Annotated in this window: 22 protein-coding genes; 11 read left to right on the top strand and 11 right to left on the bottom strand. The window is 37.8% G+C overall.

The window, feature by feature from the left end:
• Positions 1–2: 2 nt before the first annotated feature.
• From NMG88_RS10655 to NMG88_RS10640, 4 genes are all read right to left on the bottom strand, one after another.
• Entirely contained in the window at positions 3–1,211 is a 1,209-nt protein-coding gene (locus tag NMG88_RS10655; RefSeq protein ID WP_227350960.1) for an SGNH/GDSL hydrolase family protein, read from the bottom strand.
• 3 nt (positions 1,212–1,214) lie between these two features.
• Positions 1,215–1,379 carry a DUF5989 family protein gene (locus tag NMG88_RS10650; RefSeq protein WP_087882252.1) on the bottom strand — a complete coding sequence of 55 codons (165 nt, stop codon included), beginning with the start codon at positions 1,377–1,379 and terminating at the stop codon, positions 1,215–1,217.
• Entirely contained in the window at positions 1,379–1,792 is a 414-nt protein-coding gene (locus NMG88_RS10645; RefSeq protein WP_026796925.1) for an SxtJ family membrane protein, read from the bottom strand. The genes NMG88_RS10650 and NMG88_RS10645 overlap by 1 nt, the downstream gene beginning before the upstream one ends.
• Positions 1,793–1,932: 140 nt before the next feature.
• The gene (locus tag NMG88_RS10640) at positions 1,933–3,864 is read right to left on the bottom strand and encodes a carbamoyltransferase family protein (RefSeq protein ID WP_042155379.1); all 1,932 of its coding nucleotides are present in this window, start codon (positions 3,862–3,864) and stop codon (positions 1,933–1,935) included.
• Between the two features lie 246 nt (positions 3,865–4,110).
• Here NMG88_RS10640 and NMG88_RS22485 point away from each other — a divergent pair, with 246 nt between their 5' ends.
• Positions 4,111–4,239, top strand: a complete 129-nt coding sequence (locus NMG88_RS22485; protein WP_264477063.1) for a hypothetical protein — start codon at positions 4,111–4,113, stop codon at positions 4,237–4,239.
• A gap of 121 nt (positions 4,240–4,360) precedes the next feature.
• On the opposite strand, the gene NMG88_RS10635 is transcribed toward NMG88_RS22485, so the two are convergent.
• On the bottom strand, positions 4,361–4,582 hold the full coding sequence (locus NMG88_RS10635; protein WP_026796927.1) for a hypothetical protein: 222 nt from the start codon (positions 4,580–4,582) through the stop codon (positions 4,361–4,363).
• A 118-nt stretch (positions 4,583–4,700) separates the two neighbouring features.
• A complete protein-coding gene (locus NMG88_RS10630) occupies positions 4,701–4,841 on the bottom strand; it encodes a hypothetical protein (RefSeq protein ID WP_158442904.1) in 141 nt (46 codons plus the stop codon).
• A gap of 195 nt (positions 4,842–5,036) precedes the next feature.
• Between NMG88_RS10630 and NMG88_RS10625 the strand changes: the two genes are divergently transcribed.
• The 3 genes from NMG88_RS10625 (at position 5,037) to NMG88_RS10615 (ending at position 7,577) form a co-directional block, all read left to right on the top strand.
• On the top strand, positions 5,037–5,327 hold the full coding sequence (locus tag NMG88_RS10625) for a GAF domain-containing protein (RefSeq protein WP_227365190.1): 291 nt from the start codon (positions 5,037–5,039) through the stop codon (positions 5,325–5,327).
• A gap of 31 nt (positions 5,328–5,358) precedes the next feature.
• Positions 5,359–5,994 carry a uracil phosphoribosyltransferase gene (upp, locus tag NMG88_RS10620; protein ID WP_042155382.1) on the top strand — a complete coding sequence of 212 codons (636 nt, stop codon included), beginning with the start codon at positions 5,359–5,361 and terminating at the stop codon, positions 5,992–5,994.
• 104 nt (positions 5,995–6,098) lie between these two features.
• Complete coding sequence (locus NMG88_RS10615) at positions 6,099–7,577, top strand: CoA-acylating methylmalonate-semialdehyde dehydrogenase (RefSeq protein ID WP_042155384.1); 1,479 nt, start codon at positions 6,099–6,101, stop codon at positions 7,575–7,577.
• Positions 7,578–7,618: 41 nt separating this feature from the next.
• Here the strand turns inward: NMG88_RS10615 and NMG88_RS10610 are convergent, their stop codons facing one another.
• The gene (locus NMG88_RS10610) at positions 7,619–8,791 is read right to left on the bottom strand and encodes a ferrochelatase (protein ID WP_042155387.1); all 1,173 of its coding nucleotides are present in this window, start codon (positions 8,789–8,791) and stop codon (positions 7,619–7,621) included.
• A gap of 208 nt (positions 8,792–8,999) precedes the next feature.
• Here NMG88_RS10610 and NMG88_RS10605 point away from each other — a divergent pair, with 208 nt between their 5' ends.
• The 4 genes from NMG88_RS10605 to NMG88_RS10590 all read left to right on the top strand — a co-directional run bounded on the left by NMG88_RS10605 (position 9,000) and on the right by NMG88_RS10590 (position 12,442).
• Positions 9,000–9,545 carry a hypothetical protein gene (locus NMG88_RS10605; protein WP_227350963.1) on the top strand — a complete coding sequence of 182 codons (546 nt, stop codon included), beginning with the start codon at positions 9,000–9,002 and terminating at the stop codon, positions 9,543–9,545.
• Between the two features lie 25 nt (positions 9,546–9,570).
• The gene (locus NMG88_RS10600; RefSeq protein WP_027249761.1) at positions 9,571–10,446 is read left to right on the top strand and encodes an alpha/beta fold hydrolase; all 876 of its coding nucleotides are present in this window, start codon (positions 9,571–9,573) and stop codon (positions 10,444–10,446) included.
• 116 nt (positions 10,447–10,562) lie between these two features.
• The gene (locus tag NMG88_RS10595; protein ID WP_227365186.1) at positions 10,563–11,231 is read left to right on the top strand and encodes a DUF3318 domain-containing protein; all 669 of its coding nucleotides are present in this window, start codon (positions 10,563–10,565) and stop codon (positions 11,229–11,231) included.
• A 209-nt stretch (positions 11,232–11,440) separates the two neighbouring features.
• A complete protein-coding gene (locus NMG88_RS10590; RefSeq protein WP_042155394.1) occupies positions 11,441–12,442 on the top strand; it encodes an ABC transporter ATP-binding protein in 1,002 nt (333 codons plus the stop codon).
• A 39-nt stretch (positions 12,443–12,481) separates the two neighbouring features.
• Here NMG88_RS10590 and NMG88_RS10585 read toward each other — a convergent pair whose 3' ends face one another.
• The 4 genes from NMG88_RS10585 to sufB form a co-directional block, all read right to left on the bottom strand.
• Positions 12,482–13,744 carry a SufS family cysteine desulfurase gene (locus NMG88_RS10585; RefSeq protein WP_278047060.1) on the bottom strand — a complete coding sequence of 421 codons (1,263 nt, stop codon included), beginning with the start codon at positions 13,742–13,744 and terminating at the stop codon, positions 12,482–12,484.
• Between the two features lie 84 nt (positions 13,745–13,828).
• Positions 13,829–15,196, bottom strand: coding sequence for a Fe-S cluster assembly protein SufD (gene sufD / locus NMG88_RS10580; RefSeq protein WP_042155396.1), 1,368 nt, complete (start codon positions 15,194–15,196; stop codon positions 13,829–13,831).
• Entirely contained in the window at positions 15,196–15,978 is a 783-nt protein-coding gene (gene sufC / locus NMG88_RS10575) for a Fe-S cluster assembly ATPase SufC (protein WP_026796932.1), read from the bottom strand. Before sufC ends, sufD begins: the two co-directional genes overlap by 1 nt.
• Positions 15,979–16,270: 292 nt before the next feature.
• A complete protein-coding gene (gene sufB / locus NMG88_RS10570) occupies positions 16,271–17,707 on the bottom strand; it encodes a Fe-S cluster assembly protein SufB (protein ID WP_026788521.1) in 1,437 nt (478 codons plus the stop codon).
• A gap of 154 nt (positions 17,708–17,861) precedes the next feature.
• Here sufB and sufR point away from each other — a divergent pair, with 154 nt between their 5' ends.
• The 3 genes from sufR (at position 17,862) to NMG88_RS10555 (ending at position 22,781) form a co-directional block, all read left to right on the top strand.
• Positions 17,862–18,560 (top strand): iron-sulfur cluster biosynthesis transcriptional regulator SufR, encoded by a 699-nt coding sequence (sufR, locus tag NMG88_RS10565; protein WP_227365184.1) that lies wholly within the window; start codon positions 17,862–17,864, stop codon positions 18,558–18,560.
• Positions 18,561–18,668: 108 nt separating this feature from the next.
• Positions 18,669–19,040, top strand: coding sequence for a hypothetical protein (locus tag NMG88_RS10560; protein WP_235751771.1), 372 nt, complete (start codon positions 18,669–18,671; stop codon positions 19,038–19,040).
• 240 nt (positions 19,041–19,280) lie between these two features.
• Entirely contained in the window at positions 19,281–22,781 is a 3,501-nt protein-coding gene (locus tag NMG88_RS10555; RefSeq protein ID WP_254035407.1) for an Eco57I restriction-modification methylase domain-containing protein, read from the top strand.
• Positions 22,782–22,860 lie beyond the last annotated feature (79 nt).

The following is a 22,860-nucleotide window of genomic DNA, read 5'->3' as shown; positions in this document are numbered from 1 at the left end:
AATTATTTTTTATTTTCACACAATTGATTAGCAATTAATTCTGCGGCTAAACGATGTCCGTCTGGATTCCAATGTCCCCCACAAAGCGTACCATTTTTTTTAAACCCATGTAAACAGGTTTGATTTTTGGTTGCATAGGACTGAAAGACTGGGGCTAAGTCTAATACAGGGAAATTATGGCGTTTCCCGATATCTTTTAACCGTTGATTGGGATAATATAAATTATCAATTTTATTAGAGACTTGAAAAAATTTTCTGGTGGCTTCATCTTGATGAACTTGCATCGGATCAGCAATAATGACTAATAAAAAATTAGCTTCTTTATTTTTGACTTCTTGCTGCATTGAGGTGAGTAAATCTTCTGTAATTTGCCATGCTTCTTTCCAATTAGAGTCTTTAGGTTCCCCAAAGGTACTAACACTTAATTGATTAGAGTGTTTAACCAAATTATTTTTGCGATATTCTAATTCGGCTTTTTTTGCCACCTGTAAAATCCGAGAGTTATTGACTAACCAATCGGGAAAATGATCAACGGTTGTAATCAAATAGCGATTACTATAGCCCAAGGGCAAATCACGGAAAGAAAAATCCGGTTCTAATTGACCATTTTTATACACAAAAAACGGCCGATAATAGTTATTTTCTAATTGTCGGGAATTATCAATCACATCATTGCCAACAAAAAAGGAAACAATGACTAAATCAGGATTATATTTTCCTACTTTTTCCCGCAAGGTGATTAATTGTTGGGCGGTTCCATAGCCATCAACACCAAAATTGAGAACTTCAATGTTTTTACCTTCAAATTGCTGACATTTACCCAAGGTTTTTTCTAATACTGAAGTGTAGTTACTCTCCCCTGCAACCTGGGAAGCTAAGGTAAAAGAATCCCCTAAAACCGCAATTCTAAAGGTGTTTTTAGGTTTGGCGATCGCATATTCCTTATCCCTCAATCCATCACTATTAATTTCAATATAAGATTCACCTTCATACTGCCACCATCCCTTTGCCCCAGGTCGATTCGACCAACCGAGATCGGGATCTGATTGGGTAAAAAAGGAGGGAGAAAAAACCGCATGACCGGGTTCAGGAAGTTTTTTTAATCCCTGAATATTGGCTACCCTTAAACCGATTTCCCCGACAGCAAAACCCAGGACTAAACTACTTAAAGCCAGCCCTAGATTTACTGCCCATATTTTCAACTGCCCCATCGTTTAGAATAAGGTATAAATAAACGGTGCGATCGCCGAACCATGACTCAGAACAATCAAAGCCCCTAATAAAACGAGTGTAATAATTAGAGGCAATAACCAATACTTTTTGCGTTCTCTCATGAACGCCCAAATATCTTTCAAAAAATCTAATGTTGCTTCAAACACTAGAAGGGACGCTCCATACTTTCTTTGGTTCTAACTTGACTCGCAACCCGATAGGTTGAGAGATTGGGATTTAATTCGCGCCGCATCGCATCAGAACCGAATAGGCGTTTAATAAATCCCATCGGAGCCATCATAACGTAAAAGACGACACCCAGAATAATCTTGCTGTTAATTGCCCCCATGAATAACCCGAATTTCATCCAGTAGTGATACACGGGATTTAAGGTTTTGGGGGAGATTAGAGCCCAAATGATCATAACGGTTCCCAACACCCAGGGCCAAGTGCGGGGGGGCCAATGTCCGAATAACAAGGGTAAAACCAGACCAAATAAGCCAATAATAATGGCTCCGGTTGTTAGTCCAAATTCGCGTAATCCTTTAGCGTCAAGTTGAGGAATATCGTGATCAGTCATAATCTTCTTAATTAAATTCAACCGTAGTGAGCCCTGAAGGGCTCTAAAATCATTCGTAGTAAGGCTTCACGCCTTCTATATTCATGGTTACAGAGCCACCCCTAAGCATTTCTAGGCATAACCTACAAACCAGAGTAACGTTAATCTAATTCAAATTCTTTTTGCCAAGCATCATCTTTTTCCCAGGGCGTTTGTTCAGTTTTAGCTAATAAGAAATTCTCCAAAACCAGATAATCCATTTCCGTTCGCATAAAACAACGGTAGGCATCTTCGGGACTCCCAACAATCGGTTCTCCCCGCACGTTAAAAGAGGTATTCACGATTACAGGACAGCCCGTTTGTTTTTCAAAATGATGAATTAAATCATAATAACGGGGATTACTTTCTTTGTGAATGGTTTGTACCCGGGCGGAATAATCAACATGGGTAATAGAGGGAAGTTCTGAACGGGGAACATTGAGTTTTTCAATCCCAAATAGTTGTTCCTGTTCTGGAGTCATAGGAATTCTTAAACTTTCTTGAACCGGAGCCACAATTAACATATAGGGACTGGGGCGATCTAATTCAAAATAATCAGATACTCGTTCAGCCCTCACCGATGGGGCAAAGGGTCGGAAAGATTCTCTATATTTGATTTTTAGGTTCATTACCGACTGCATTTTCTGATTGCGTGGATCACCAATAATTGAACGTCCCCCTAACGCCCTCGGCCCAAATTCCATCCGTCCTTGGAACCATCCGATCACGTTTCCTTGTTCTAAAATTTCGGCTAACTGAGGCATTAATTCGGTATCATCTAACCGTAAATATTTCGCTCCAACAGTGTCTAAATACTCCTGAATTTCAGCATCACTAAATTTCGGCCCCAAATAGGAACCTTGCATATAATCCAATCGTTTTTGATGGGTTTTTAACGCCACAACGGAAGGTTTTGATCCGGCACTGGTTTCTAATAGTTTTTCCGCCGAAATATCAAAGGCAAGATCGGTTTCTACGTTGCGAGGTTGTTGATGATATTGATACCAAACCGCTAAGGCTGCCCCCAACGCACCCCCCGCATCTCCAGCCGCCGGTTGAATCCAAATATCTTTAAAGGGCCCTTCCCGCAAAATCCGACCGTTAGCCACGCAGTTGAGGGCCACACCTCCGGCTAAACATAGATAATCGACGTTTAACTCCTTCTGGACACTGCGGGTTAGACGTAAAACCACTTCTTCGGTGACAACTTGAATCGAGGCGGCAATGTCCATTTCCCGTTGACTAATTTGACTTTCCCCCTTACGAGGCGGGCCACCAAAGAGTTGATCAAACTTGCTATTGGTCATGGTCAGACCGACGGCATAATTAAAATATTCCAGATTTAATCGGAATGTACCGTCATCTTTTAAATCAATTAAATGGGTGAGGATTTTATCAACATAAATGGGTTCTCCGTAAGGAGCTAATCCCATTAATTTATATTCCCCAGAGTTAACTTTAAACCCGGTATAATAGGTAAAAGCCGAATAAAGTAAACCCAAAGAATGGGGAAAATCTATTTCCCAAACCGGGGTTAAACTATTGCCATCTCCTAGCCAAACCGAGGTTGTCGCCCATTCTCCCACACCATCTAAACACATTACCGCCGCTTTTTGAAAGGGACTGGGAAAGAAGGCAGAAGCCGCGTGGGATTGATGATGTTCGGTAAATAATAACGGGGGAAGTTTGGCTTTTTTAGCCCCAGCCAGGGTAGCTAATTCTTTTTTTAATACGGTTTTTAGGTAAAGTTTTTCTTTTAACCAAACGGGCATGGCCTTAACAAAAGAACGAAATCCTCGGGGCACATAGCTGATGTAGGTTTCTAGGAGTCGTTCAAATTTCACCAGGGGTTTATCGTAGAAAACCACCTGATCAATTTCAAAAAAGGTGATATTCGCTTCCTGAAGACAATAGCGGATGGCGTTGGCGGGAAATCCTGGGTCGTGCTTTTTGCGCGTAAACCGTTCTTCCTGGGCTGCGGCCACAATCTTACCATCACAGACGAGCGCCGCGGCGCTGTCATGGTAGTAGGCTGAAATTCCAAGTATGTTCATCGGTGTCTCCTCACTAGGCGCGGTCGAGCCTGTCTGTGATTATAAAGAAAAAAGAAATAATCCAGAGATTATAGCGTTAAATGGACAATCTGCCGCAAGAGTTGACGGTTGACTGTTGACTATTGCCAGTTAAGGGTGAGTTCCGTTGCTGGGGTTGAGTGTAATGAAACTCACGACAAAAGTTCACCATTGCCAGCCAAAATTTAAAGTTTATGTTGCTGTTAAACAACGATCAAAAACAAAAAATTGGCTTTTATTGATTGTGGTATTTTAAAAATGATTAGTTTTGAAAAAATCAAAGAAAGTTATCCTACTTTAATTGATGAAAATGTTAAATCTTTATCAATTAATTTTTCTGTGTTAGCAATGCGTTAAATCATTGTTGATATAAAATCCAGAAAATATTCCTGATAACCATAATTAATTCAGTTGTTTGCGATGAATATTAACCCAAATTGAACTATCAGACCGTACCTCAAGCCACTGATTAATTAATTTATTGATTTTCTATTTCATCATATAAACTTTCAACTAGATTTTCTAATTTTTCTTCAGAACAACAGTCAATTAACATATCAAAAGCATCTAGCAGTTTAGCGGCATTTTCTCCTAAAATGGGACTCATATCCCAAACATCTTGTACCCAGTCTCTAGGGAGTTCATCATCAAAAATCATACGTTCTAAAAGTTGTCTGGATTCCGTTTTGCTCAGAGTCATAATACTGCAAAATTACTAAGATTGGCACTTCAACTATAATATCAAATTGTGGTGATTAGTTGGGTTACGGAAGATACAACCTAACTTTTAGACTCAATCACTATAGCATTCTTCCCCATTAACCCCTAAAGATTTTTAGATCGGCATCCTGTAATTGGGTTTTGGGTTCAGTAGTCATCCATAACCAGTCATCAGTATGACCCTGAGTATTATTAACAATTGATAACAAATACCGTCCCGGTTCTAATTGAAACGGCATCACCGAACCCACATAATTAAATACGGGATGGGAAAACCGTTCAATATTGGTTTTAGTTTGGCGTACTTCCTTTTAAAATTATCGCAGATGACTTGAAAAACTTAATTTTTTTTGACATCATAAAACTTGATAATTGATCTTGAAAACTCAAATTAATATACAATAGTAACAGTGAACTTTAACTCAATCCTCTCTATGATACCCGCTCCGAATACCTTAAAAGATGAAAGATTTATTAATAATCCCCTGGTTATATCCGAACCTAAAATCCGTTTTTATGGTGGTTTTCCCTTAATTAATAATCAAGGTTTTGCCATTGGAAGCCTATGTGTGATGGATTTTATGCCTCGCAATTTAGCCCTAGCTCAAACTGAATCTTTAAAACTGATTAATCATCAAATTATGAGACAATTAAACACCCGTCGCCATCTTTCTAGTATCAACCAAGCTGTTGATTATTGTTTTAAATCATTGACAGCCAGCTAATTTTTATTAAGATTTTATTCCCCCTTAACCTATGTATCCTAACGTTACGATTATTGAGCATCCTTTGGTTCAACATAAACTCACCTTGATGCGACGAGAACAAACCAGTACCGCTAAATTTCGGCAATTATTGCGGGAAATTAGTATGTTATTAGCCTATGAAATTACCAGGGATTTACCCCTAAGAAAAGAGTTAATTCAAACCCCCCTTGCTGCCATGGAAGCACCGATTTTAGCATCGGAGAAAAAAATGGTGATTGTTTCCATTATGCGGGCAGGTCAGGGAATTTTAGATGGAATTTTAGAATTAATTCCTTCGGCAAGAGTCGGACATATTGGTTTATATCGAGACCCTAGAACCTTTATCCCTATTGAATATTATTTCAAACTTCCTGATGATATAGAAGAACGGGAAGTTTTAGTAGTTGATCCGATGATTGCTACGGGAAATACAGCCATTGCTGCTATTCAAAGATTGAAACAAACCAACCCTTTTTCGGTCAAATTTCTGTGTTTAATTGCCTCTCCCGAAGGGATTAAAAATTTTCATTCCTATCACCCTGATGTTCCTCTATATACGGCTGCCATTGATGATCATTTGGATAAACATGGGTATATTATTCCGGGGTTAGGGGATGCGGGCGATCGCCTATTTGGAACTAAATAATTAGCAGGATAAGATAGTAAAGCTTACTATAGTTAATTAACTATTATAACAGCTTTTACTAGAAAAATATCAGTCAAAAGTAAAAATTTTAGGGAATAGCAAAAATGAAAACAGTTAAAATTTTACCTAACTATATTAATGGAAAATGGGATTTATCCCAGGCAACAGAAACCTTAGAGATCATTAACCCGGCGACCTTAGAAGTATTAGCAAAAGTCCCTCTTTCTCCTGCAACGGAACTGGATCAGGTGGCAGAAATCGCCCAAAAATCCTTTAATTCATGGCGACAAACCCCAGTTACAGAGCGTATTCGTTATCTGTTTAAACTCAGAGAATTACTTGAACAAAATCAACAGGATTTAGCGGAAACAATTACCTTAGAATGTGGAAAAACCCTGGCTGAATCCCTAGGAGAATTACAACGAGCGATTGAAAATGTGGAAGTAGCTTGTGGTGTTCCTAGCTTAATTCAAGGTTACAATTCCGAAGATATTGCTAGGGGAATTGATGAAATGATGATTCGTCAACCTTTAGGAGTTGTGGCGATTATTTCCCCGTTTAATTTTCCGGGGATGATTCCGTTTTGGTTTTTTCCTTATGCGATCGCCTGTGGCAATACTTGTATTATTAAACCCTCGGAAAAAGTACCTTTAACCATGCAAAAGGTTTTTGCTTTAATTGATCAATTAGGACTACCCCCAGGAGTGATTAATTTAATCAATGGAGGCAAAGAAACCGTTGATGCTATTTTAGAAAATCCCCAGATTAAAGCGATTAGTTTTGTCGGTTCCACGGCCGTTGCTAAATATGTTTATAGTCGGGCTGCTGCTAATGGCAAACGGGCACAATGTCAGGGCGGGGCAAAAAATCCGGCGATTATTTTACCCGATGCTGATTTAGAAATGACCACAAAAATTATTGCTGATAGTGCCTTTGGTTGTGCCGGACAACGGTGTTTAGCCACATCAATTGCGATTACTATTGGTCAAGCTAAACAGAGTTTTACCGATGCGATCGCCTCGGCTGCGGAAACTCGAATTGTTGGTTATGGATTAAATAAAAATGTCCAAATGGGAACGGTTATTTCTGCTGAAAGTAAAACTCGAATTGAAGGATTAATTCAACAGGGAAAACAGGAAGGAGGCAAAATTTTAATTGATGGCAGAAATCCTAAAATTTCCGGCTATGAACAGGGTTATTTTATCCGCCCGACTATTTTACAAGATATTAACCCCCAGGGAGAAATTGCCCGCACCGAAATTTTTGGCCCGGTATTAAGTTTAATTCATCTAAATACAATGGAAGAAGCGATCGCATTTATTAATCAAAGTGAATACGGCAATATGGCCTGTTTATTTACTCGCAGTGGGGCGGCGGCGCGACAGTTTCGGTATCAAGTTCAGGCGGGAAATATTGGGATTAATATTGGTGTTGCCGCACCGATGGCATTCTTTCCTTTTAGTGGTTGGAAAAATAGTTTTTTTGGCGATTTACACGGCCAAGGACAGCAGGCGGTTGAGTTTTTTACCCAAACAAAAGTTGTGGTTGAAAGGTGGTTATCTGACTGGTCACGACAATTTTAACTGGGGATTTGGAGGGCGAGGAGACCTCGCCCCTACCTGTTTTAATGGTGGTGGTGATGATCGTGACCATGATCATGATCATGACTGTGGTGGTGATCATCATGGCTATGAACACTCACCAAGGAAGGATTGACCGCCAAAGCCATTTCATTTAATAATGCTTCAATTTGGGGGTTTGCCCAATCTGCGGACATTTTTAAAAACTCTGGATGGTCGTTAACACACTCCATTTGTACATATTTAACATCACCATATTTTCGACGTAAACCCTCAATAATATGCTCAACATCTAACAGGGTTTCATGGTTTTCGGTGGCAAATCCAATTGGCATAAATACAATCGCTTTTGCCCCTAATTCAATTAAATTATTCGCCGCCAATTGAGCGTTAGGTTGTGTCCATTCAATTAAAGGAGTATCATGATTTAACCAACCCACAGAAATTAACGGATAACGGTTAATTAAATTTTCCCGAACCTGTTCATATAGGGCTTGACTTTCATCAATTCCAGAGGTAAATCCTTTGGCTTTGTGAGGACAACCATGATTCATTAAAACAATCCCAATTTGAGAGGGGAGACAGGATTCAATGAGATCGTGTTGAATTTTGTCTTCTACTAACTGTCTTAGCAGTTGAATATAGGCAGGTTCATTATAAAAAGAAGGGATATACCGTTGACCTTTTATCCAATGTTCACCTTCATTTGCTAATTTTTCCAGGGCTATATTCACCTGTTCTACGGCAATTCCACTGGTGAAAATAGAATCAACCACTAACAGAGGATAAATTAACAGTTTATCAAATCCTTCGGCTTGAATTTGAGTTAAAACCTGTTCAGGCAGAAAGGGAGCACAGAAGTTAAAGGCTTTAAAGACTTTAATCCGATCGCCCCATTTTTCCTTTAAATGTTCCTCAATTCCCGCCCGTTGTTTTTCAAAAATTGCATTATGGGGAGAAATAAAATTCCCATGTTGATGACCCCATTCATGGAGATCAAACATCGCTAAAAGTTTAGCCAAAGGCGGATAAATCCAAGTGGGAACCGGGGCAAATTTAGCCGTTAAAAGGTTCAAAGCCTGTTCGTTATAATTGGCAAAGTCTTCATAACTTTCGACTTCACCATAACCCATGAGCAAAACCGCAACTCGATTTTCACCGTCTGTATGGGTAGGCGTTGAAGTAATTTTTTCCAGTTTCTCAGGAGTGGCAACCAAGTTTTTGTCCTCACGTTTAAGTGCTACTATCGAGTCCTGCTAGGGAACCGTCCCCGACGTTATCCGACGGGGTATATCCTTTAGAATGACTCTCTTTGATAGTTTAACATCCCCTACAGGGGGATGGGGTAAAACAGTGAAGTAGTATCATAGCACCCATTCCCCATTCCCCATTCCCCATTCGTAATTCGTACTTACCCATCAACAAATGCTATTAATTTGTCCTGGAATTCATCCACCGGAATTAACGGAATCTTTTTTAGATGGAGTTTTAGAAAATTGGAAAAATCAACAACAATTGGGAGAATTATTGATTTTTCCCACTCAAGATTATTCTGCCTATTCTAGTCTTGACATTTTGAATTTTATTGATAAAAATAATCCCAAATCTGCTATAATGATTATAGCTTTTAGTGCCGGAGTTGTCGGAGCAATTGGGGCTGCTTTAGCTTGGCAACAATTGAGGGGGGAAATTCAAGGATTGATTGCCATTGATGGTTGGGGGGTTCCTTTAATCGGTAATTTCCCGATTTATCGCATCAGTCATGATTATTTTACCCATTGGAGTTCGGCATTATTAGGAGGAGGAATAGAAAGTTTTTATGCCGATCCTGCCGTTGAACATTTAGAATTATGGCGATCGCCCCAAACCACAAAAGGATGGTGGATACATCAAACCTCAACGGGATTAAAAACCGCAACTCCCACCACCGCAAGAACATTTATTCAAAATGTATTTAATAGTTTAAACTAGAGAAACTCATTCAATATTTAGAAAAATGACTGTAGCCACAAATCCAAATAAAACCGTAATTTCTGTTAATGGAGTCGATCATTATTGTGAGTGGGTGACAACAGCCAACTCCACACCCGGAAGCAAACCTGTAATGGTTTTTATTCATGGTTGGGGAGGTTCGGGACGCTATTGGGAAAGCACCGCCCAGGCATTATCCCAGGAATTTGATTGTTTAATTTATGATTTACGCGGGTTTGGACGGTCAAATTCCTCCCCAGAGGTCACGGATAAATCACCATCAGAACGTTATGAATTAATTGAATATGCTGAAGATTTAGTCACTTTATTAGACCAGTTAAATTTAGACAAAGTTTATATCAATGCTCACTCCATGGGGGGTTCCATTGCTATGTTATTTTTAAATAAATACCCCCAACGAGTCGAACGAGCGATTTTAACCTGTAGTGGCATCTTTGAATATGACGAAAAAACCTTCAATACCTTTCACAAATTTAGTCGTTATGTTGTCATGTTTCGCCCTAAATGGTTAACCTTAATTCCCGGGATGGATAAAATGTTTATGGCTCGGTTTCTGTATCGTCCAATTCCTCGCAATTTGAGTCAAGCCTTTTTAGAAGATTTTCTCTTAGCGGATTTTGATGCCGCCTATGGAACCGTATTAACCTCCGTTTCAAAAGCAGCAACGGAATGGCTCCCCGCAGAATTTAAAAAATTAACCGTTCCCACCCTATTAGTCGCTGGAGAATACGACCAAATTATTCCCGCAGAAATGGGAAGACAAGCCGCCACTTTAAACCCTAATGTTCAGTTAGCAATTCTCAAAGATACGGCTCATTTTCCCATGTTAGAAGATCCCGATACTTACTTACAAAATGTCCGAGAATTTTTAGGAATTTGATTCTCAACACTATCAAGTTTGCTGATTTTAGGTTTACGGTTGTTGCAAACGGATTAGAATACATTAAAATATGAAGAAACCCTGTTTTTGGTTAGAAACTTCATTGAGCCGGAACTATGACATCCTATGCAACCTCCACTGCCAGAGCCGAAATGAGCGAACTCCGGCGATTAAAAGGCTTACTTCCTCCTGAGTTGCAGAGTTGGGTGACGGTGGAAAAAACCGTCGAAGTCAACCCGCCCCTCGTCCGTTGCGAAGAAATTGGCAAGGATCAAGTCGAAATTCAAATTGACTTGGTTCGTTGGGAACAGTTGGCAATGGATCAGCGCAACCTCCTATTTTGGCATGAAGTCGCCCGCATTCAAAATGATACAATTCCCAGAGATGGTTGGGAAATGGCCGCCCTTGCCATTGGTTTAGGGGGAGCGGTCGGAGAACTCTGGGTACAGGACGGACTCCTGCTATTATTAGCCCTGGCATTATGTGGCGTTTCCGGTTATCGTCTCTATCAAAAAAATAACGGAGAACGCACATTACAGGAATCCTTAGACGCCGATGAAAAAGCGATTTCTCTGGCCACCCGTTTCGGTTATACCCTACCCAACGCCTACAAAAGCCTAGGAAGCGCCTTAAAAACCTTAGTGGATCAAACCCCTAAAAAACGCCAAAAATCCCGTTATGAAGCTCGTTTACAAGCTCTAAAACGCAGCGCAACTAAAGCCAAAGCTAGAGTTAAAGGCGGAACTGATACCGCATCCTCAAGTTCGGAAAATGTATTTAATTAATTGATAGTGATCATTGTTTCTAGGGTGCGTTAAATGAACGTTGATGCACCCTAGAATTTATAGTAGGGAATAGGGAATAGGGAACAGGGAACAGGGAACAGAAAGGATATAATAAAAGATAGTTTGGAGTTAGTAAATGTCAGATTTAGGATTGCTATAATCAAAAAACTGGAAAACTAATTTCTATTCCCTATTCCCTGTTCCCCATTATGTCAATTATTATTGCTGAACAACTAGGTAAAGTTTATCCCGTCGCCATCAAAGAACCCGGATTTAAAGGAACCATTCGCCATTTTTTCCAACGAACCTATCAGAATATACAAGCTGTTAAAGAAGTTTCTTTTAAAATTGAATCGGGGGAAGTAGTGGGATTTTTAGGAGCCAATGGAGCCGGAAAAACCACAACTTTAAAAATGTTAACGGGGTTAATTTATCCCTCTAGCGGATTTGTGGAAGTTGCCCATCATAATCCTTTTAAACGTCAATCTAAGTTTTTACAAAAAATCACCCTGGTTATGGGTCAAAAACAACAGTTAATCTGGGATTTACCCGCCTTAGATTCTTTGAGAATTAATGCCGCCGTTTATGGAATTTCTGATAGTGAATATCGTCAACGGGTAGGGGAATTAAGCGAGATGTTATCCCTAGAAGGAAAGTTAAAACAACCCGTGCGAAAACTGTCTTTAGGGGAACGCATGAAGGTGGAATTAATGGCGGCTTTATTACATCGTCCTCAAGTCTTATTTTTAGATGAACCTACCTTGGGATTAGATGTTAATGCTCAAGTCAGTGTTCGGGAATTTTTAGCTGAATATAATCGTCGTTATCAAGCTACAATTTTGTTAACCAGTCACTATATGGCTGATATTACAGCATTGTGTAAACGGGTGATTTTAATTCATCAAGGACAGTTAATTTATGATGGTAGTTTAGAGGGGTTATTAGAACAATTTTCTCCCTATAGAGAAGTTAAAATTGAATTAGAACATTCTTCTCCTGAAGTATTAGAAAGTTGTCGTCAGAAATTATTAACCTATGCAGAAATTGAATCTATGGAGGGTCAAGTTGTGCGCTTATTAGTCAAGCGGGATACCTTAACTACAACGGTCGCTAAAATATTAGCGGAATTCAATATACTAGATTTAACCGTGAGTGACCCTCCGATTGAAAATGTAATTGGGCGAGTTTTTCGGGCTGGGGTTGTTGATTAAAATAGAATCAATATTCCCCGTTAATTCTCAAACTATGTACTAACTCATTATTTCTTTAAAAAATGCGATCGCATCTTTTAATGCTACAATAAAAACATCAATTTCTTGTTTAGTATTGTAGAAATACAAACTCGCTCTGGCGCTAGAATTTAAGCCTAAATAACGATGTAAGGGTTGGGTACAATGATGTCCTGAACGAATAGCAACCCCGGCATCATCTAACATAGTTGATAAATCATTGGCATGAATCCCATCCACGCTAAAAGAAGCTAAGGCGGCTCTCCCTTCTCCCTTAGCATTGGGTTGGGGGCCATAAAGTTTTAATTCGGGAATTTCTCGCAATCTTTCAAATAAATAGGCGGTTAATTCATGCTCATAATCTTCTATTTTATCCATACCAATTAATGTTAAATAATCAATAGCCGCACCCAAAGCAATTGCTTCTCCAATCGCCGGAGTTCCCGCTTCAAATTTATGGGGTAATGCTCCCACCGTGAAATGATCTAAAAACACTTCATCAATCATTTCTCCTCCCCCAAAAAACGGTGGCATGGCTTCTAATACCTCTAATTTGCCATATAAAAATCCGATACCCGTAGGAGCGCACATTTTATGACCCGATGCCACTAACCAATCACAATCAATTTTCTGCACATCTAGGGCGGTGTGGGGCGCACTTTGGCAGGCATCAATTAATACTTTTGCGCCGTATTTATGAGCAATTTGAGTAATTTCTTCAATGGGATTAATACAACCTAATGTATTAGAAATATGCACAACCGAAACTAATTTAGTCTTGTCAGAAATTAGGGTTTTAAATTGTTCTAAATCAAATTCTTGAGTTTCTGTTAACTCGACAAATTTAATCACCGCTCCGGTTTTTTTTGCGACCATTTGCCAAGGAACTAAATTACTATGATGTTCCATAACACTGAGAATAATTTCATCTCCGGTTTTTAAGGTATTTAATCCCCAAGAATAGGCTACAATATTAATAGCTTCACTGGCATTGCGGGTATAAACAATTTCTTTATAGGATTTAGCCTTAATAAATTGGGCAACTTTCAACCGGGCGGCTTCGTAGGTATCCGTCGCTTTTGCACTTAACGCATGAACCCCTCGATGCACATTAGAATTATAATTTTGATAATAGTCTTGCAGGGCATTTAAGACCGCTAAGGGTTTCTGAGAAGTTGCCGCATTATCTAAATAGACTAAAGGATGACCGTTGACTTCCTGATGCAAAATAGGGAAATCTTGACGAACAATTTCAGCCAGGGTTTTTTCTTGAGTTAACATAATTTTGAATATCCTTTAATCAAATTAATAAATCCTTTCGTTGTTGGGCTTGTACCCTAAAAAGAGTGGGTTAAAACCCAACAACGGTTAACTGAAGTCAGTGCGACAGGAAACGCAACGGGATAAAACTTGGGTTAATGTTTCTGATGGTAATTTGCCTAAAATTTCTGCTGCAAAAGCATCAATTAAGAGGTGACGACTCATCTGTTCACTTAACCCCCGACTCCGCAAATAGAAGACTTCATCTGCTTCTAATTGACTGACGGTAGCACCGTGAGAACATTTAACATTATCCGCCACAATTTCTAACTGGGGTTTAGTGTCTATTCTTCCTTTTGAAGATAGCAATAAATTCCGACTCAGTTGATTAGCATTAGTAAACTGTGCCGTTTGTGGTACAAATACTTTACCATTAAAAATTCCATGTGCCTTGTCGTCAATAATACATTTATGAACTTGATTAAATGTACCATGTTGATGATTCAGCATCATAGAACTGTGGGTATCAGCTAACTGTTCACTTCCAATTAAGGTTAATCCATTCAGGGTTGTTTCCGTCCCTTCTCCCCGTTGATAAACCTCTAAATTATGGCGAGATAGTTTAGATCCTAAACTAATTGCATGGCAAGTATAGCGACTATTTCGAGCTTGAAAAACCGCGTTTTTACCAATATGAAATGCAGATCCAGATCCCCGTTGTAGCCTGGTATGATTGACTTGAGCGTTTTCTTCTAGGTAGATTTCTGTTACCGCATTGGTAAAATAGGGTTGAACTTTTACCTGATCAGAACATCCAAAAATGTCCGCCGTGGCATAATGTTCAATCAAGGTTATTGAACTGCCAGTTTCTGCTACAATTAAGGTGCGGGGTTGATTGATCACCGGGATATTATCCGGTAGGCCAATAAATAATAAATGAATCGGGTCTTCAAGAATTTTATTTTTGTCAACCCAAAGGACAGCCGCATCCTTTAATCCGGTGGAATTGAGGGTGGCAAAAACGTCTTGATTTCCCTGTTGTTGACTGAGATAGTCAGGAAGACGATCTCTAAATTGTTCGGGAAGTTCTGCTAAATTCCCAATAAAAATACCATCGGGAATTTCTGTAATATCAGAGAGATGGGGGGCATAAATTCCATTAACAAATACTATCCGTTTATGTTCAGATTCGGGTAGAATTAAAGAAGCGATCGCTTGATTTTCTAACTGAACAAAATTAGCCATTTTAAAACGATTGGCTAATAAAGGAGATAAATCGGTAAACCGCCATTCTTCATCCCGTTTTGTTGGGATTTCTAATTCCTTAATCCAAGTTAAAGCATGATCTCGAATCTGTTGCAATTGAACGGAAATTTGAGAGGGAAGCGAAGGCTCAGAAAGTCCTCCTTGAATTTGTTCTAACAGATGGTTTAAATAGGACACTTCCTGTTTTTCTGTGATGGTAATATTATTCATTAAACCCCCACCATGGACGCAGAAACAACATCATCATAACCCTGTTCTTCCAATTCTAAAGCCAGTTCTTTTGTCCCGGTTTTAATAATTCGTCCATCCGATACAACATGAACAAAATCCGGTACAATATAATCTAATAACCGTTGATAATGGGTAATCAATAATAGAGCGTTATTTTCATTGGCTAATTGATTGACTCCACTGGCGACAATTCGCAACGCATCAATATCTAAACCAGAATCTGTTTCATCTAAAATCGCTAATTTTGGTTCTAATAACGCCATTTGTAAAATTTCATTGCGTTTTTTCTCACCTCCAGAAAAACCTTCATTAACACTGCGTTCTAAAAATTCATCCCGCATTTTCACAATATCTAGTTTTTCTCGGACTAATTCATCAAAATCAAAGGCATCTAATTCTTCAATTCCTTTATGTTTTTGATGGGCATTATAGGCAACCCTCAAAAAGTCTAAATTACTCACCCCCGGAATTTCAATCGGATATTGAAACGCTAAGAAAATACCCGCTAAAGCTCGTTCTTCCGGTGCTAATTCTAATAAATTTTGACCTAAAAAACTAATTTCTCCTCCGGTGACTTGGTAGCTGGGATGTCCGCTTAAAACCTTAGAAAAAGTGCTTTTTCCCGAACCATTTAAACCCATAATAGCATGAATCTCTCCGGCTTTTACTTCTAAATTAAAGCCTTTAAGGATTTCCTTATCTTCAATATTAGCCGTTAAATTTTTAACGGATAGAATAATTTCGCTGTTTTCTTTAATCATGGTTTTATGTTGTTAGATTTAGGACTTTTTTCCCTCGTTCCCTGGTTCTACCAGGGAATGTATTTAGGAGGCTCCGCCTCCTTTTTTGACTAGAGGCAGAGCCTCTAGTTTTCATTTCTAGGTAGAACCTAGAAACGAGGGGGAAGGGAATGATTTTTTTCCCTCATTCCCTGGTTCTACCAGGGAATGTGTTTAGGAGGCTCCGCCTCCTTTTTTGACTAGAGGCAGAGCCTCTAGTTTTCATTTCTAGGTAGAACCTAGAAACGAGGGAAGCGAGGGGGAAAGGTAATGATTAACCAACAGTTCCTTCTAATTTCAAGCTCAATAATTTATCAGCTTCGACGGCAAATTCCATCGGTAATTTACTGAACACATCTTTACAGAAACCGCTAATCATCATTGATATAGCATCTTCAGCAGAAATGCCCCGTTGAGAAAAATAGAAAAGTTGGTCTTCTCCTATTTTAGAAGTAGAGGCTTCGTGTTCAACTTTGGCACTATTATTTTCCACTTGAATATAGGGAAAAGTATTAGCTTGCGCCCTATCTCCGATTAACATAGAATCACATTGAGAATAGTTTCTCGCGCCTGCCGCTTTCGGCCCCATTTTAACTAAACCGCGATAACTATTGGAGGATTTCCCGGCAGAAATTCCTTTAGAAATAATCGTGCTGCGGGTATTTTTACCAATATGAATCATTTTGGTTCCCGTGTCTGCTTGTTGTTTATTATTAGTCAGCGCAACAGAATAAAATTCTCCTACGGAATTATCCCCAACTAATAGACAACTGGGATATTTCCAAGTAATAGCAGACCCGGTTTCTACCTGTGTCCAAGAAATCTTAGAATTGACTCCTTTACATAATCCTCGTTTGGTGACAAAGTTGTAAATTCCGCCCTTGCCTTCTTCATCTCCGGCGTACCAATTTTGCACCGTTGAATATTTGATTTCCGCATTATCTAAAGTTACCAATTCTACCACAGCCGCATGCAGTTGATTCGTGTCAAACATCGGGGCGGTACAACCTTCTAAATAGGTGACAGAACTGCCTGCTTCTGCTACAATTAAGGTGCGTTCAAACTGTCCAGAATCTCCATTATTAATCCGAAAATAGGTAGACAAATCCATCGGACATTGTACCCCTTTCGGAATATAAACAAATGACCCATCACTAAACACGGCAGAATTTAAGGCGGCGAAGAAATTATCGGCAACGGGAACCACACTACCTAAATATTTTTCAATCAGTTCAGGATGTTCTTTAACTGCTTCAGAAATAGAACAGAAAATTACCCCATCTTCAGCTAATTTTTCTTTAAAGGTGGTGGCAATAGAAACACTATCAAAAACCGCATCAACGGCTACATTAGACAGGCGTTTTTGTTCGTTTAAAGGAATGCCTAATTTTTCAAAGGTTTCTAATAAAGTCGGGTCAACTTCGTCTAAACTGGTTTTTTTCTGTTCAACTTTGGGCGCGGAATAGTAGATAATAGATTGATAATCAATGGCCGGATAGTTGACATGAGGCCAGGTGGGTTCTGCCATTTTTAGCCATTGCTTATAGGCTCGTAAACGGAAGTTGAGCATGAATTCTGGCTCGTTTTTTTTAGCTGAAATCAGGCGGACAACATCCTCACTGAGTCCACGGGGTATGGTGTCTGACTCAATATCGGTGACAAAGCCGTATTTGTACGGTTGGTTGACCAGGGTTTTAACGGAAGCACTCATAAGGTTAAATTTAGTTTTCGATGGTTCTCAACGGATGACAGACGGGTGGTAGGCTGTAGACTTAAGCAACAGATTTGTTACTTAAGTCTATTTTAGGCTACATTAACAATAAGTGTATTGTCAAAGTCCAAATTCATTAATTTTTGTTAAGAAGATGGCCACCACTCAACACCAGTCCACAAAACACGATATTCTGCAACTCCTCCTGAAACAAGCACAGGCGACGGCCCAGGAGTTAGCAGAAACCCTTGATATCAGTCCCCAAGCAATTCGTCGCCATCTCAAAGATTTGGAAATGGAGGGTTTAATTGCCTACAACTCGGTGCAGGTGGGGATGGGACGCCCTCAGCACGTTTATGAACTCACAACTCAAGGACGGGAACATTTTCCTAACCGTTATGATGAGTTTGCGATTTCCTTTCTGGATACTTTAACGCAAACCGTCGGACATGAACAGGTGAGTCAAATTTTACACAAACAATGGCAACGAAAAGCCATAGAATATCGGGAAAAAGTTGGCAAGGGTTCGTTAAAAGAACGGGTGGAAAAATTAGTGGAATTAAGGAAAACTGAAGGCTATATGGCCGAATGGTATTTACTGGAGTCGGAACCATTGGATACTAATAATCATGAACGTTATATATTAACTGAACATCATTGTGCTATTTCTAATGTGGCGGAATCTTTTCCCAGTGTTTGCGGTCATGAGTTAGAAATGTTTGGGGAAATCTTAGAAGATTGTACAGTAGAAAGAACCCATTGGATTGTTAATGGTGAACATCGTTGTGGCTATTTAATAATAGGAGGGAATAGGGAACAGCCCCCCCCTAACCCCCCGTGCACGGGGGGCTAGGGGGGGAGGAAACACCGGAAGAAAAGGCTTCATCATCTGGTTTTCTGCATCAATCTTTGTCTTAATGGTGCTACCGTGACTGGTCTATATAAATAATTAAGTAAAACTATGGATTTTTTAACTGAGGACGAGGCAATTCAAGTGGATGCAGCGTTATTATCTTCTAAGGAGAAGTTTTCAACGCGGTTAGCGATTTATGCGTTACGGTGTTTGAAGGAAATTGCTAAAAATGAAGATATAAAAATTGAAAATATTAAACCAGAACAAGTTCAATCCTGGGTTAAAAATGATGATAGTTTTAAAGAAAAATTAGAATTAGATAGTAATTTTCATAATTTTTTTAGTCAATTAGTGATTTCTTCATTAAAGCCTTTAAAACAGGTATCTCAAGCCGAAAATATTCCCATTCAAGATTTAACAATTAAACAGTTAATTAATTGGTTTGAGCATGAATCTAAGCAGAATTTAGGGCAAGATTGAAAACTATAGCAATCCTAAATAGGTGGTAATATTTTAATACTGACATGAAACAGCCAGAAGTATTACCCTGTTCCCTCCCCCCCCCTAGCCCCCCGTGCACGAAGGGTTTGGGGGGGCTGTTCCGGTGTTCCCTTTTGCCTAGGACTTTTGAACACAACTCAAATAGGATTGCTATATGTCAACAAAGTTTTTCACAAATAGCGAAGAAAACACTTTAATCAAAATTACCTTAAAAAAATTATGACACAACCACAAATTCAAGATATATTCAATCAACGTTACAATCAAGCCAAATGGAAACAATTTCTAGGCGAAACCTTTGCTAATGCTCAGTTATTATCAACTCCCGAAACTCTTACTGGTATTGATATTAATGTAGCTTCTCAGGTGCAAAAATTGGGCTATATTCTATTAGATGAAAATGGCATTGAACGACAGATTGGGGTGTATGAAGTAACGCTGGCACCGGATATTATCTTAGAACGTAATCGGGTAGGATTAATAAATTTATTGCGTAAATATTGGCAAAATATTGATGCTGCTTTTATTGCTTATCATCGTCCAGAAAGTGCAAATTGGCGTTTTAGTTATGTTTCCGAATTAACGGGTTATGATGCAGAAGGGGAATCTATAAAAATCAAAACTGAACCTAAACGCTACACCTATTTATTAGGCGAAGGTGAAAGTATAAGAACGGCTGTTGAACGGTTTGAACGTATTATTAAAAAAGGGAGTAAAGTCACTTTAGATGATGTGAAAGAATCTTTCTCAGTCGAGAAACTTTCTAAGACGTTTTTTGATGAATATAAAAAACATTATGATATTTTTTGTCAATATATGGTTTCAGAACCTGGTATTTACCAAACTATTTTTAATGGTGATGAAAAAGCTATCCGTGATTTTAATAAGAAATTATTGGGGCGGATTGTGTTTTTATATTTCATCCAGAAAAAAGGCTGGTTGGGTGTTCCTAAAAATGAAAGTTGGGGAAAAGGTGATCATAACTTTTTAACTAATCAGTTTGAAAGTTTTGCCCATCCAGAACTTTTTTATCAGGATTTTTTATCGGTTTTATTTTTTGATACCCTCAACACCAAACGCCCGGATGATTTAATTGAATTGGTAGCAGGTAAACCTTGTAGAATCCCTTTTTTGAATGGTGGTTTATTTGAAGAAGAAAACAAGAATCATCGTAACTTAATTTTTGATACTAACTTGTTTAAAAATCTTTTTAACTTTTTTGATCAATACAATTTTACCATTTATGAAGATGATCCAAATGATCATACTGTAGCAGTTGATCCTGAAATGTTGGGACATATTTTTGAGAATTTACTAGAAGATAATAAAGATAAAGGCGCTTATTATACGCCTAAAGAGATTGTGCATTATATGTGTCAGGAAAGTTTGATTGAATATCTAACTACTTGGTTTGAAAATCAGGGTTATGATATTATTAATGATGTTGGTTTTGATAAATTTAGTAACAATAAACAAATAGACCGGATATTAATTGAGAAGTTGCTTAAAAAGAATTTAGATGATCAGGATCAGAAGTTAATAAAACAGTATTCTGCTGAATTTAATCAGGCTTTAGATAGGGTGAAAATTTGTGATCCGGCTATTGGTTCGGGGGCTTTTCCGATGGGTTTATTGCACGAAATATTTACGGCTAAACAAACGCTGCATACTTTTGAATTTGGCAATACAACTAATTTTAATGCTTCGGGTGTGAAGCTAAATATTATTCAAAATAGTATCTATGGTGTAGATATTGAACGCGGTGCGGTGGATATTGCTAGACTACGTTTCTGGCTGAGTTTAATTGTAGATGAACCTGAACCGAAAGCGTTACCTAATCTGGATTATAAGATTGTGGTGGGTAATAGTTTGGTGAGTAAGTTGGGGGATGATATTATTGATATTGATTGGGAAATGAAAGGTAGTAAACAAGGAAATATTTTTGTTGATGTTTTCAAGCCTGAAGAAATATTAAAACAAATAATTCAAGAACAAAAAGAGTTTTTTAGTCCTGATAGTGATAAGAAAAAATTAGCTGCTGATATCCGCAATCTGAAAATTGATTTGCTGATAAGCCAACTGGAGTTAATGGTTAAAAGTAAAGGTATGAAAACTAAACTGACTAGCACAGGTCAAACATTAACTAAGCAAACTAAAATATATTTACAAACTATTGGCTGGAAAAATACTATTACTCAATTAAATAAACTGAAAACTAAACCAGAGTTACCGCTTCATTTCTTTGATTGGAAATTGGATTTTCCAGAGGTGATGAATCCCTATTTATTTGCAGGAGATAAAGATAGTCCAGAAGTAGCCACTACTAATAAACAAATTAATGCTTTAAATGCTCAAATTGATGCTATTAATTTACATTTAAGTCAACATAATATTAATATTCATTTATGTCATTTACAGGCTAATATTGTTCAAAGTCAAATTGTAATTATTAAACAACAACTTTTAGAAATAGAGATACAACAAAATTCTTCTATGGGTTTTGATATTGTGATTGGAAATCCTCCTTATGTATTCGCTAGAGATAGCAAAAGTAAAGGGATAACTCAAGCTGATAAAGAATATTATCCAAAGCACTATCAAGTCACAGAATATCAACTTAATTTATATCCTTTGTTTATTGAGAAAGGGTACAATCTTTTGAAAAATAAAGGTTTACTTGATTATATAACACCGAATAACTGGCTAACTATTAGTAGTAATAAAAACTTAAGAAAATTTATTTTAGATAATTCTCATCTAAAAATAGTCAACTTTTATGCTAAGGTTTTTGAAAGTGCTGATGTAGATAGTTCAATTATACTGTTTGAAAAATCTCAACAAAATAAATCTATTGAATTATTTGAATATACAGATAATTTTTATTCTATTTTTGAAACAAAAACTAATTATTTTTTACAGCAAAAAGATTATATTATTAATATTGAAGCTTTTAAGAATACTGAATCACTTAGTTTATTAGAAAAAATTGAATTACAATCAATTCAAATAAAAACAATTGCTGATGTTAAAGCAGGTTTACAAGCTTATGAAAGAGGAAAAGGGAACCCTCCACAAACAGAAGAAATCAAAGAAAATAGAGTTTATCATAGTACCACTAAAATCAATGATGATTATATTAAATATTTAGATGGTAAAGATGTTTGTCGTTATTATTTAGGCTGGAGTGGCGAATATTTAAAATATGGTGATAACTTAGCTTCTCCAAGAAAAGATTTTTCTTTATTTTCGACTCCTCGAATTTTAGTCAGACAAATACCTTCCCCTTTACCCTATTCTATCAATGCTTGTTTTACTCAAGAAATTATTTTAAATGATAGAAACTCAATGAATATTATTAATCTTCAAGAAAATCCGATGTTAATTTTAGGAATTTTCAACAGTAAATTAATATCTTATTGGTTTGCTCATAAGTTTGGTAAACTACAAAGAGGGATATTTCCTCAATTTAAAGTTAATGAGTTAGCTACTTTTCCTATTCCAAAAAACTTTGGTAATTATCAACAACCAGTAATAAAATTAGTAGATGAGATATTGAAAAAAAAGAAAAAAGATGTTAAGGCAGATGTATCAGAATTAGAACAAAAAATAGATAATTTAGTTTACAAACTTTACGAACTAACTTATGAAGAAGTAAAAATAACAGACCCAGAATTTGTATTAACTGAACAAGAATATGACGCTATCAAAATTGAATATTAGCTCAAGAATCATAATATGGCAACCCTATCTATAATCGAAAATATGCGATAATTTGAGAATCAAGCCCTGATGTGTAGAG

Origin of the sequence: Planktothrix agardhii, assembly GCF_904830935.1 — a bacterium.
Taxonomy (GTDB): Bacteria; Cyanobacteriota; Cyanobacteriia; order Cyanobacteriales; family Microcoleaceae; genus Planktothrix; species Planktothrix agardhii.
The sequence above is the reverse complement of the archived record's forward strand: the minus strand, read 5'-3'. Positions and strand labels throughout refer to the sequence as shown.